Origin of the sequence: Bacillus sp. FJAT-27245, from assembly GCF_001273955.1 — a bacterium.
GTDB lineage: Bacteria > Bacillota > Bacilli > Bacillales > Cytobacillaceae > Bacillus_D.
In genome coordinates this window covers 3301334-3313956 of record NZ_LIGI01000001.1, presented here as the reverse complement: position 1 = coordinate 3313956, position 12623 = coordinate 3301334, and the positions used below count along the sequence as shown (strand labels likewise).

12 protein-coding genes are annotated in these 12623 nt (G+C 49.7%); all 12 read left to right on the top strand.

Annotated features, from left to right (window positions below; genetic code table 11):
* The first annotated feature begins 52 nt into the window (after positions 1 to 52).
* The 12 genes from ADU24_RS16325 to ADU24_RS16265 all read left to right on the top strand — a co-directional run bounded on the left by ADU24_RS16325 (position 53) and on the right by ADU24_RS16265 (position 12561).
* Entirely contained in the window at positions 53 to 895 is an 843-nt protein-coding gene (locus tag ADU24_RS16325) for a MetQ/NlpA family ABC transporter substrate-binding protein (protein WP_053367611.1), read from the top strand.
* A 177-nt stretch (positions 896 to 1072) separates the two neighbouring features.
* On the top strand, positions 1073 to 1444 hold the full coding sequence (locus tag ADU24_RS16320; protein ID WP_053367610.1) for a carboxymuconolactone decarboxylase family protein: 372 nt from the start codon (positions 1073 to 1075) through the stop codon (positions 1442 to 1444).
* Positions 1445 to 2423: 979 nt separating this feature from the next.
* Positions 2424 to 2606, top strand: a complete 183-nt coding sequence (locus tag ADU24_RS16310; protein ID WP_053367608.1) for a hypothetical protein — start codon at positions 2424 to 2426, stop codon at positions 2604 to 2606.
* 432 nt (positions 2607 to 3038) lie between these two features.
* Positions 3039 to 3824 (top strand): Fe-S cluster assembly ATPase SufC, encoded by a 786-nt coding sequence (gene sufC / locus ADU24_RS16305; protein ID WP_053367607.1) that lies wholly within the window; start codon positions 3039 to 3041, stop codon positions 3822 to 3824.
* A gap of 18 nt (positions 3825 to 3842) precedes the next feature.
* Positions 3843 to 5147 (top strand): Fe-S cluster assembly protein SufD, encoded by a 1305-nt coding sequence (gene sufD / locus ADU24_RS16300; protein WP_053367606.1) that lies wholly within the window; start codon positions 3843 to 3845, stop codon positions 5145 to 5147.
* Entirely contained in the window at positions 5144 to 6376 is a 1233-nt protein-coding gene (locus ADU24_RS16295) for a cysteine desulfurase (protein ID WP_442853743.1), read from the top strand. Before sufD ends, ADU24_RS16295 begins: the two co-directional genes overlap by 4 nt.
* On the top strand, positions 6366 to 6806 hold the full coding sequence (gene sufU / locus ADU24_RS16290; RefSeq protein WP_053367605.1) for a Fe-S cluster assembly sulfur transfer protein SufU: 441 nt from the start codon (positions 6366 to 6368) through the stop codon (positions 6804 to 6806). The genes ADU24_RS16295 and sufU overlap by 11 nt, the downstream gene beginning before the upstream one ends.
* A gap of 125 nt (positions 6807 to 6931) precedes the next feature.
* Positions 6932 to 8329, top strand: coding sequence for a Fe-S cluster assembly protein SufB (sufB, locus tag ADU24_RS16285; RefSeq protein ID WP_053367604.1), 1398 nt, complete (start codon positions 6932 to 6934; stop codon positions 8327 to 8329).
* A gap of 523 nt (positions 8330 to 8852) precedes the next feature.
* A complete protein-coding gene (locus ADU24_RS16280) occupies positions 8853 to 9698 on the top strand; it encodes a DUF72 domain-containing protein (protein ID WP_053367603.1) in 846 nt (281 codons plus the stop codon).
* A 138-nt stretch (positions 9699 to 9836) separates the two neighbouring features.
* Positions 9837 to 10658, top strand: coding sequence for a sulfite exporter TauE/SafE family protein (locus ADU24_RS16275; protein WP_053367602.1), 822 nt, complete (start codon positions 9837 to 9839; stop codon positions 10656 to 10658).
* Positions 10659 to 10764: 106 nt separating this feature from the next.
* Entirely contained in the window at positions 10765 to 12114 is a 1350-nt protein-coding gene (locus ADU24_RS16270) for a bifunctional metallophosphatase/5'-nucleotidase (RefSeq protein ID WP_053367601.1), read from the top strand.
* Between the two features lie 144 nt (positions 12115 to 12258).
* Complete coding sequence (locus ADU24_RS16265) at positions 12259 to 12561, top strand: YunC family protein (protein ID WP_053367600.1); 303 nt, start codon at positions 12259 to 12261, stop codon at positions 12559 to 12561.
* The last annotated feature ends 62 nt before the right edge of the window (positions 12562 to 12623 follow it).

Sequence of the window (12623 nt, the reverse complement as noted above, 5' to 3'; positions counted from 1 at the left end):
ATTCCTCAGTCCATGCGGCTGATCATTTACCTACAACAAAGGAGAAGAGAACATGAAAAAATGGCTTGGAACACTTTTAACATTCGTCCTTGTCCTCGTACTTGCTGCTTGCGGCAGTTCCGATGACAACAACAAAGCGGGAAGCGACAAGAAGGAAGATGACAACAAACTCGTTGTTGGCGCAACAAATGTGCCGCATGCTGAAATTCTTGAAGAGGCGAAGCCAATTTTAAAAGAAAAAGGCATCGACCTTGAAATCAAAACATTCACGGACTACGTTCTTCCTAACAAAGCATTGGACTCAAAGGAACTGGATGCAAACTACTTCCAGCACATTCCTTACTTCGAGTCGCAAATCAAGGAAAATGGCTATGACTTTGCCAACGCTGGCGGAATCCACATTGAGCCAATCGGCGTATATTCAAAGAAATATAAGAGCCTCGACGAACTGCCAAAAGGCGCGCATATCATTGTGAGCAGCTCTGTTCCTGACCATGGCCGAATCCTTGCCATGCTTGAAAGCAAAGGGCTGATCAAGCTGAAAGATGGTGTGGACAAAGTTACAGCGACTGTTGAAGACATCGTTGACAACCCTAAAAACCTTAAATTCGACGCAAAATACGAAGCAAAGCTTCTTCCGCAAATCTTTAACCAGGGTGAAGGCGACGCAGTCCTTATCAACTCGAACTATGCAATGGATGCGGGCTTAAACCCAATTGAGGATTCAATCGCAATCGAAGAATCCGATTCACCATATGTTAACATCATCGCTGTCAATAAAGGCGATGAAAACAGCGATAAAATCAAAACTCTCGTGGAAGTCTTACGCTCCAAGGAAGTCCAGGACTTCATCCTCGAAAAGTACAAAGGCTCAGTCGTACCGGTTTCCGAATAATCGGCTGCCGGACCGGCTTTCCTTAGGAAAAATGCGATACTTGCAATTTGGCGGTTCCCTTTTTAGGGGGCCGCTTTTTCTGTTCTATTGCCTCGATTGAAGCCTTATGGAAAACGCATACTTCCCCAGCCATTTCTCCATACTAACGAGGACAACGAATCGTTAGGAGTGAGAGAATTGGAACATTTTCACGAGCCCCAAAATTCAACTGAAGAAGCATTATACGAATATAAGGCTGGCCTTGGCGTCTTTACGAAGAAAATGCCCGAAATAGCGCGGCTGTACAACGCGTTCACAGAAGAATGTTTTAAGGAAGGTGCGCTTTCACAGAAGGACAAGCATCTGATCGCGCTCGGTGTGTCCCTCCATGCCCAAGATGAATATTGCATCATCTATCACCTGAAGGGCTGCCTTGACCAGGGGGCGTCTGAAGATGAAATTCTTGAAACAGTCGGCGTCACCGCGGCATTCGGAGGCGGCGCCGCCATGAGCCAAGGCGTCACCCTCGTCCAGGAAGCTATCGACGAGCTAAACCAGATGAACCACTGATGTAAAAGCCATGGTAAAACGGTACCGATAGAGTTTTTTACGAAGTTATGAAGACACTTTTGGAGGAGTTATTCGTTTGAAACTGCCTTCATTGAGGTTATGAAGACACTTTTGAAGGAGTTATTCGTTTGAAACTGCCTTCATTCAGGTTATGAAGACACTTTTGAAGGAGTTATTCGTTTGAATCTGTCTTCATTGAGGTTATGAAAACACTTTTGAAGGAGTTTTTCGTTTGAAACTGCCTTCATTGAGGTTATGAAGACACTTTTGAAGGAGTTTTTCGTTTGAAACTGTCTTCAAAGGTTTTAGCGGTAGATCTAAGAGTTAAGTTCATGGTGAGCCACATGTCTAAAAGCTTGAGTCTCTTCATCAAGACCGTTTCACTCGAAAAGGAAGCCTCAAACGGTCTTGAGTCTCTTCATCAAGACCGTTTCACTCGTAAAAGAAGCCTCAAACGGTCTTGAGACCCTTCATCAAGACCGTTTCACTCGAAAAGGAAGCCTCAAACGGTCTTGAGGCTCTTCATCAAGACCGTTTCACTCGTAAAGAAAGCCTCAAACGGTCTTGAGACCATTCATCAAGACCGTTTCACTCGTAAAGGAAGCCTCAAACGGTCTTGAGTCTCTTCATCAAGACCGTTTCACTCAAGAAGAAAGCACCAAACGGTCTTTAACCCCCGTTAATCAAACCTTTACAATTAATATTTTGCTCCGGAGCTGCTTCTCGTTAAGTCCCATCCGTAAAATCCCATCCCAACCGGCAATCGCCCTCGGCATAAAGGCCATCCATTAAAAAGCAGAAGCCACCCCATCCCTTCCGGAATCTTTTTCCATCCATTCCTCCCATTACCGTTAAAAAAACTGTTTTCTCAGCCTGGCCAAGGGTATACACTTAAAGTCGAAGAAATACAAAAGCACAAGTCTTATGGCCATTTTTACAAAAACCAAAAGTGATGGGTAAATGAAAGGACGTTTTATTTGTGGAAAAGCTTAACATGAGGTATACATCCGAGATGGAGAAAGCCATGCATGGATCTCATGGAGTAGGGTACGAGGAATACAAGCTGAATCATGAAGTCCGGATGGAAGTAGAGCAGCGCCGCCAGAGGGAGTATGTGAAAAGCCAACGGATGATTGCAGACATCGACCGGAAAGTTTTCTAGGCTAGGAAAAAAATGAACGTACAATCTTCCAGGTAAAATCAGCAACAAATCTTCTTGGAAAAAATTTAACGTATCCTCCAAGTAGGGCACACCCGGCAAAACGGGCAGGCCCACGAGAAGGACACACTATATAATAGGAAGAAAGCCGGAGAGCCAGGGGACCGTTTCACTGGCTTTTCGGCTTTTTTTAAGCTATGGTTAAATCGTGTATACATGAAGCTGTCCGGGCAAGGGGACAATAGCCTTGATAAATCGAAAGGTGAATTCTCAGTACTGCCTGGTTCAGTGAAAATCGGAAAGCATCCTGATAGTAAGTTTAAAGGGTTGCTAACACATTTGATTTGTTATAAGATTGGAATGATAATAAAATGAGAATGGAAGTTTCCGCAATACAGCCGGGCAGACTTCCTCATTAGTAGCGGAGGTATTGAAATGGGTGGATCAACTTTAACGATCAAAGATCTTCATGTCGCGATCGAAGGGAAAGAAATTTTGAAGGGTGTAAACCTTGAAGTAAAAGGCGGGGAAATCCACGCAATCATGGGCCCGAACGGAACTGGGAAATCAACTCTCTCTTCCGCGATCATGGGACATCCTAAATATGAAGTAACAGGCGGTTCCATTACGCTTGACGGCGATGACGTCCTTGAAATGGAAGTTGACGAGCGCGCGCGTGCGGGGCTTTTCCTTGCGATGCAATATCCAAGCGAAATCAGCGGTGTTACCAATGCTGACTTTTTACGTTCAGCCATTAACAGCCGCAGGGGCGAAGGCAATGAAATTTCATTAATGAAATTCATCCGCCAGATGGATTCCCAAATGGACTTCCTTGAAATGGACCAGGACATGGCCCAGCGCTACCTGAATGAAGGTTTCTCCGGCGGTGAAAAGAAGCGGAACGAAATCCTTCAGCTCATGATGCTTGAGCCGAAAATTGCCATTCTTGACGAGATCGACTCCGGTCTTGATATCGACGCGCTCAAGGTTGTTTCCAACGGAATCAATAAAATGCGCGGCGAAGAGTTCGGATGTTTAATTATTACACACTATCAGCGCCTTCTAAACTACATTACTCCTGACCATGTTCATGTCATGATGCAGGGCCGTATCGTAAAATCGGGCGGACCGGAACTTGCGAAGCGCCTGGAAGAAGAAGGATACGAGTGGATCAAGCAAGAGCTTGGCATTGAAGATGAAACTGTCGGCCAAGAAGCATAAGCATTAGGGGGACTAGAGATGACTACTGAAACCATTTTGCCTTTTGACAAAGAGTTCATCAGCTCTTTTTCAAAAGATAAGGCCGAACCGGCATGGCTTGAGGAATTACGTCTGAAGGCTCTTGCCAGCCTCGACTCTCTGCCAATGCCAAGGCCCGATAAAACGAAGATCGACAAGTGGAACTTTACAAAGTTCGAACGCCACACAGTCGAGAGCGAGCCGTACGCATCCCTGAATGACCTTTCCGAGGATGTCAAGGCGCTTATCGACATCGAAGGCCAAAAGAACCTGTATATTCAGCGGAACAACACGCCAGCCTATCTTTCCCTGTCACAGGAACTGAAAGACAAGGGCGTTGTGTTTACAGATATTTTCACGGCAGCGAAAGAGCATGGCGACCTGCTGCGCCGTTACTTCATGAACCAGGCTGTCCAGATTGACGAGCACCGACTCACTGCCCTTCATGCGGCATTGATGAACGGGGGCGCGTTCCTGTACATCCCTAAGAATCTTGAAGTAAGTGAGCCAATCCAGGCCGTTTACCTGCACGACAATGCCGAAACGAACCTGTTCAACCATGTCATTGTAGTTGTTGAGGACAACAGCTCGGCGACATATGTTGAAAACTACATTTCAACTGTCGATGGACAAGGCGTGTTCAATATCATCAGCGAAGCAATCGTCGGGACGAATTCCCGCCTGCAATATGGTGCAGTTGACACCCTGGCCGCAGGAATCACGACCTATGTTAACCGACGCGGCGTTACCGGCAGGGATGCCAGGATTGATTGGGCGCTTGGCCAAATGAATGACGGCAACACCATTTCCGACAACGTGACCAAACTTGTCGGCGACGGCTCCCACGGCGACCTGAAAACAGTTGTAGTCGGGCGCGGGGACCAAGTTCAGAACTTTACAACCCAAATTGTCCATTTTGGTAAAAATACAGAAGGCTTCATCCTGAAGCATGGCGTCATGAAAGACAGCGCGACATCAATTTTTAACGGTATCGGCAAAATTGAGCACGGCGCATCCAAAGCGAATGCGGTTCAGGAATCACGCGTCCTGATGCTAAGCGAAAAAGCACGCGGGGATGCAAACCCGATCCTGCTTATTGATGAAGACGATGTTACCGCGGGCCACGCAGCGTCTGTTGGACGTGTAGATCCATTACAGCTGTACTATCTAATGAGCCGGGGGATTCCGAAGACCGAGGCAGAGCGCCTTGTCATTCATGGCTTCCTTGCGCCGGTTGTCAACCAGCTGCCGATTGAAGGCGTTAAAAAGCAGTTGACAGAAGTGATTGAGAGGAAAGTAAGATGATTAACTCAGCCGAAATCCGCCAGCTGTTTCCAATATTGAACCAGGAAGTAAACGGAAATCCACTTGTCTACCTTGACAGCGGCGCGACTTCCCAAAAACCGGTTCAGGTCATTGAAGCGCTAGATAAATACTATCGCGAGTATAATTCCAACGTCCATCGCGGAGTCCACACACTCGGCACAAGGGCGACCGATGCCTTTGAAGGGGCGCGGGAAAAAGCGCGAAAGTTCATCAATGCCAAATCGACCCAGGAAATCATTTTTACGCGCGGGACGACGACAGCTCTGAATATTGTCGCCCACAGCTATGGCACGGCGAATTTGCGGGAAGGCGATGAAATCGTCATTACCCCGATGGAACACCACAGCAACATCATCCCGTGGCAGCAGGTAGCAAAACGTACCGGCGCCACACTGAAATACATGCCGCTTCAGGAAGACGGCACAATTTCTCTCGATGATGCGCGCAATACGATTACGGAAAACACGAAAATAGTTTCCGTCGTCCATATTTCCAACGTGCTCGGCGTAGTGAACCCGGTCAAGGAAATCGCCAAAATCGCCCATGAAAATGGCGCGGTCATGGTCGTTGACGGCGCCCAGAGCGCACCCCATATGAAGGTGGATGTCCAGGATTTGGATTGCGATTTCTTCGCGTTTTCCGGCCATAAAATGTGCGGTCCGACCGGAATTGGGGTATTATACGGGAAAAAGCATCTTTTGGAAAATATGGATCCGATTGAATTCGGCGGCGAAATGATTGATTTCGTCCATGATTTCGAATCAACCTGGAAAGAGCTTCCGTGGAAGTTCGAGGCCGGCACCCCGATCATCGCGGGCGCCATCGGCCTTGGTGCGGCAATCGACTTTTTGCAGGAAATAGGCATGGAAACTATCGAAGAACATGACCGGAGACTTGGTGCCTACGCGCTAGACAAGATGTCCAAAATTGAAGGTATGACGATCTACGGGCCGATGGATCCTTCCAAACGTACCGGCATCGTGACTTTCAATATCAGCGACGTCCATCCGCATGATGTCGCCACTGTCCTTGACGCGGAAGGCATTGCCGTCCGCGCGGGCCACCACTGCGCACAGGTGCTGATGAGGTGGCTGAAGGCTTCGGCCACGGCTAGGGCAAGCATGTATCTGTACAACACGGAAGAGGATATTGACAGGCTCGTTGACGGCCTTGTCAAAACAAAGGAGTATTTCAGCGATGTCTTCTAATAACTTGGATCAGCTTTACCGCCAGGTGATCATGGACCACTACAAAAACCCCCGCAACAAAGGGGTTCTCGAGGATGGCAGCCTGACGGTCAATATGAATAACCCAACCTGCGGCGACCGGATCCAGCTGACAATGAACGTTGAAGACGGAATTGTAACGAATGCGAAGTTCGAAGGGGAAGGCTGCTCGATTTCAATGTCTTCCGCTTCGATGATGACGCAGGCAATCAAAGGGAAAAAAATCGAGGATGCCCTCAAGATGTCCACCATTTTCTCCGATATGATGCAGGGAAAAGACTACGGCGACGATCTTGACCTCGGCGACATCGAAGCCCTTTCAGGCGTTTCGAAGTTCCCGGCACGGATCAAGTGCGCGACACTGGCATGGAAAGCGATGGAAAAAGGACTCGCGGATGCTACTAAAGAATAGGTTTGACAGCCTTTTGCAACGCTGTGCGTGCAGGGAACAGGCCGGGCTGCCGGTACTGGGCGTGGACGCAAAGCACTTTTTCCCAATAAAGGCCTTTAAAAACCTAAGAATGGAGGAAAACGGTGATGGCTAAAAAAGCGCCAGAAATCGGTGATTATAAATATGGCTTTGCCGACAGGGACGTTTCCATCTTCCGGTCGAAGCGCGGGCTGACGCGCGAGATCGTTGAGGAAATTTCGAAAATGAAGGAAGAACCCCAGTGGATGCTCGATTTCCGACTGAAATCGCTCGAGCATTTCTACAATATGCCTATGCCACAATGGGGCGGCGACCTGAATTCGTTGAACTTCGACGAAATCACTTACTATGTCAAGCCTTCCGAAAAAACTGAACGTTCGTGGGATGAGGTGCCTGAGGAAATCAAGGCGACCTTCGACAAGCTCGGAATCCCTGAAGCGGAACAGAAGTACCTGGCCGGAGTTTCCGCCCAGTACGAATCGGAAGTAGTTTACCACAATATGCAGGAAGACCTTGAAAAGCTGGGCATCGTCTTCAAGGATACCGACTCCGCGCTTAAGGAAAACGAAGAGATTTTCCGCAAGCACTGGGCGACGGTCATCCCTCCGACCGACAACAAGTTCTCTGCATTGAACTCGGCGGTCTGGTCCGGCGGCTCGTTCATCTATGTACCGCCAGGCGTGAAGGTCGACACTCCGCTCCAGGCGTACTTCCGCATCAACTCCGAAAACATGGGGCAGTTCGAACGGACACTGATTATTGTGGATGAAGGGGCAAGTGTCCACTATGTTGAGGGCTGTACGGCACCTGTCTACACCACGAATTCACTGCATAGCGCGGTCGTGGAAATCATTATCAAGAAGGATGCCTACTGCCGCTACACAACCATCCAGAACTGGGCGAACAACGTTTACAACCTCGTAACGAAGCGTGCGGTTTGTGACGCGAACGCCACTATGGAATGGATTGACGGCAACATCGGCTCGAAGCTGACAATGAAGTATCCGGCTGTCATCCTTCGTGGTGAGGGTGCGCGCGGTTTGACATTGTCGATCGCATTGGCAGGGAAAGGGCAGCACCAGGACGCGGGCGCGAAAATGCTCCACCTGGCGCCAAACACATCTTCAACAATCGTGTCAAAATCAATCTCGAAGCACGGCGGAAAGGTTACGTACCGCGGTATCGTCCACTTCGGACGCAAAGCGGACGGTGCCCGTTCCAACATCGAGTGCGACACGCTGATCATGGATAACAAATCGACTTCGGATACGATTCCGTACAACGAAATCCTGAACGACAACATTTCGCTCGAGCACGAAGCGAAGGTTTCCAAGGTTTCCGAGGAGCAGCTCTTCTATCTGATGAGCCGCGGGGTCTCCGAACAAGAAGCAACTGAAATGATCGTCATGGGCTTCATCGAGCCATTCACGAAAGAACTTCCAATGGAATATGCCGTTGAAATGAACCGCCTCATCAAGTTTGAGATGGAAGGTTCTATTGGTTAATATTTTGGTTTTCAAAACCGTCTGCCCATGTGGCGGGCGGKTTTTTGTTTTGGCCAAGATGTGTTTGTGGGAGAGAGACTTTCCCCTCAGCTTCTGACAGGAATCCAAGTTTTCGGGCCAAAGCTGTCAGAAGTCCCTTCATCTTCTGACACGAATCCAAGTTTTCGGCCCAAAGCTGTCGGAAGTCGCCTCATCTTCTGACACGAATCCTTATTTCACGGCCCAAGCTGTCAGAAGTCCCCTTATCTTCTGACACGAATCCTTATTTCACCGCCAAAGCTGTCAGAAGTCCCGCCAACTTCAACACGAACCCCGATTTCAATGCCAGGGCTGTCAGAAATCTCCCGAACTTTTGACACGAATCCAGCTTATCCCGTCACCACTACCAAAAGCACGGCCCCTTATTATCTCGTACTGCCCCCACCCAACCCAAATCAGTGTTTAGTTTCCTCTCCCTCGGGAAAAAGACGTGAAAAAGGTGGTTTTTGGGTCTATTGTGCTATGATGGGACTGGAGGGATTGTATGATTTATATTGGAGTGACGGGGTGGGGGGACCATGACAGCCTGTATCGGCAGGGAATGCCCGCCCGTGAGAAGTTAAGCGAATATGCGGGCCATTTTCCGGTTGTTGAGGTAGACGCGGCCTTTTATGCCATTCAGCCCATAAAGAACTCTGTGAGATGGGTTGAGCAGGTCCCCGCCAACTTTCAGTTCATCGTCAAAGCCTATCAGGGAATGACCGGCCACCAGCGAGGCGACAGCCCGTTCGCGACGGAAGCGGACATGTTTGCGGCGTTTAAGGAGTCGCTTACGCCCTATTTGGAGCATGGCAAGCTTGCCATGGCACTGTTCCAGTTCCCGCCATGGTTTGAATGCAAAAAGGAAAATGTCGACTACCTACGCTTCTGTAAAGCCGAGATGGGCGATATTCCGTGCGCCATCGAATTCAGGCACCAATCCTGGTACTCACCGGCGTTCCGCGAGCAAACACTAACCTTCCTCAGGCATGAAAACTGGATACACTCCGTTTGCGACGAGCCGCAGGCAGGCTCGGGTTCCATCCCGATTGTCCTTGAAGCAACCCACCCCGACAAAACGCTCGTCCGCTTTCACGGCAGGAACGTGCACGGCTGGCAAAAGAAAAACGCAAAAAATTGGCGCGAGGTGCGCTATTTATATAAATACAACCGCGAGGAGCTGGAAGAATGGGCAAACTATCTGAAACAGCTCCAGCAACAAAGCAAGGACCTTTACGTTTTGTTCAACAATAACTCGGGCGGGGACGCAGCGGGAAATGCCAAGGAAATGATTGAAATCCTCGGCATTGAATACGACATCCTCGCACCGCGGCAGCTGGACCTTTTTTAAAAACACCAGACTTACGCCGTAAGACAAATTTTTTTTGAAAAACTGGCCCATGCCACCCATTACTATACTCATATAGAATCAGCAAACACCACGCAAACAGCACGCTGGTGCGCGCAACAATAGGAGACTAACATACAAATGGAATGGATATTCATTATATTGCTTGGAGTGGCGGCAAGCGCCCTTGGTTCACTCATCGGACTCGGCGGCGGAATTATCATCGTCCCGGCGCTTCTCTACCTTGGCTCGCTCGGCGTCTTTCCGGACATCACGCCCCAGCAAATCGTCGGAACCTCGCTTTTTACAATGATTTTTACCGGCGCCTCCTCAACTGTTGGCTATATCAAACATAAGACAGTAGACTACAAGAGCGGCCTCATTTTCCTGATTGGCAGCGCTCCGGGCGGGATTTTCGGCGCATGGATGGTCAAGCATCTTGATGTGCACACCTTTAATCTTTACTTTGGTATGTTCGTCCTGTTTGTTTCCGCCGTCATGGTCCTCCGCAACCGGATCAAGCCGCTTCCGTATAAAAAGGATTCAGGCTATGCGATGGCGTATACGGATCAGACAGGGAAAACGTTCGAGTACGGATTTAACCCGTTGCTTGGCATAATGATTTCCCTTGCGATCGGCTTCATATCCGGCATATTCGGCGTCGGGGGTGGATCGCTCATGGTGCCGGCAATGATTTTGCTCTTCTTTTTCCCGCCGCATGTGGCCGTCGCGACATCGATGTTCATGATATTTTTGTCCTCGATCATCAGCTCGGCCGCCCATATCGCGCTCGGAAACATCAACTGGCTCTATGCCGCAGCGCTCGTCCCAGGAGCATGGATCGGCGCGCAAATCGGCGTATACCTGAACAGGCGGCTGCAAAGCAAAACGATTGTCCTGATATTGCGCATCATTCTTGTCATTATCGGCTTTCGCCTCATCTATGAGGGCGTCTTCGGGTAACGCAGAACACCCACTACAGGTATACCATAATCGGGATACTCCAAAGAGTCCGATATTGCATGAACAGATTGCTTGTACCTTCTTCTAAAGCAAAGGAAGCGAACAGATGGAAAAGATACATATTTACCACACAAACGACCTACACAGCCATTTTGAGAACTGGCCGAAAATCAGCCGCCTCATCCGCGATCGTGTGAAAAAGCATCGGGAAGCAGGGGAGGAAGTTTTTGTTTTTGACATCGGCGACCATGTCGACCGCTGGCATCCGTACACCGAGGGGACGATGGGGAAGGGGAATGCCGCGCTTTTGGAAGAGGCCAGCTACACCGCCGTCACCATTGGCAACAACGAAGGAATTACCCTCCCGTATGAAGGGCTTAACACCCTTTTTCAGAAAAGAAGCTTCGACATTCTTGTTGCAAATGTTTACAACAAATATGGGCAGCGCCCCGATTGGGCAAAACCGTTTAGCATTTATACGACAGCGGCCGGGACAAAAGTTGGCGCGATTGGACTGACCGCCTATTTCGCGCTTTTTTACAAGCTGCTCGGCTGGCGTCTGGCAGACCCGTTCGAGGAACTTAAGCGCCAGCTTCCTGCCCTTAAAGAGCAGTCCGACGTCATCATTCTTCTTTCCCACCTTGGGATCTATGAAGATGAACGGATTGCGGAAGAGTTTCCCGAAATCGATGTCATTCTGGGCGGGCATACCCATCACGTCCTTCAGGAAGGCAAACTCGTAAACGGCACTCTCCTTGCCGCGGCCGGGAAATATGGAAACTTTGCCGGCCACGTCACATTGGAAATTGAAAACAGCCAGATCAGCAGCAAATCTGCCCATCTTTACCCAATAGAAGGCGTTGCCCGTGCACGATCGGAACTAAATGAAACAGAAGCACTATTCGAAATGGGCCGGAGCCTCCTTGAAAAAAAGGTCGCCGAAGTTGAGCCTCTGACCGCCGATTTCTTCATCGACTCGGATTTGCCCCAGCTTTTATGCGAAGCGTTGAGGGAGTGGTGCGATGCCGACTGCGCCTTTTTAAACGCCGGCCTGATCCTTGGCCCGCTTGAAGGAGCCGTGTCAAAGTTCGACTTGCTGTCCGTTTGCCCGCACCCAATCAATCCTTGCACGGTAACGCTCGATGGGGATGAACTGAAGGAAATCCTTCGCATGACCCGTGAGGAAAGCCTGCCGCACATCGAAGTAAAGGGGCTGGGATTCCGCGGGACGGTCATGGGGAAATTTGTGTACGACCGAATTCAGGTCCTCGAGAGGGAAAAGGACTTCCTCATTAATGGAAAACGGATTGACCCGGACGCGAAGTACATCGTCGCCATCCCCGACATGTTCACATTCGGCCGCTTCTTTCCGCAAATCGTCAGGTCCGAAACCAAATACTACTACATGCCGGAATTCCTGCGCGACGTCCTCGAATGGAAACTGAACCGAATCTAGGCACACAAGCGCCTTTTGCACGAAGCGAAAGGCGCTTTTCGCATTTTCCACCGCCGGAGATTGTTGCCAGGGCGGGGGGACAAGTTCACTCTCCCTCCGCACCCGCATACAGTAGTAATAGGGACAGGGGAAAGGAGTGGGCGGATGATTGACGTAACACCACTGGAAGTAGGCGGGAACACGTTCCTCGGAATCACAGTGAAACTCCCCAGGACGACCCTCCTCATCATCACAGGCGGCTCCGGCTACATTATGTGCGGCGCGCTCGACATCGGCCTGCTAAACCGCAAACTAAGGGACAGGAAAATCGTTGCCGGACGGGCGGTAGGCGTAAAAACAATCGACGAACTCCTCGATGCCCCGCTCGAATCCGTCACCCAGGAAGCCGAAAAGCGCGGAATCCACGCAGGCATGACCGGCCGGAACGCCCTGCCACGAATGATTTAAACACACAAGGCATCCACCCGTACACGGTGAATGCCTTTTCTTTTAAAAATTGGCCCATGAAC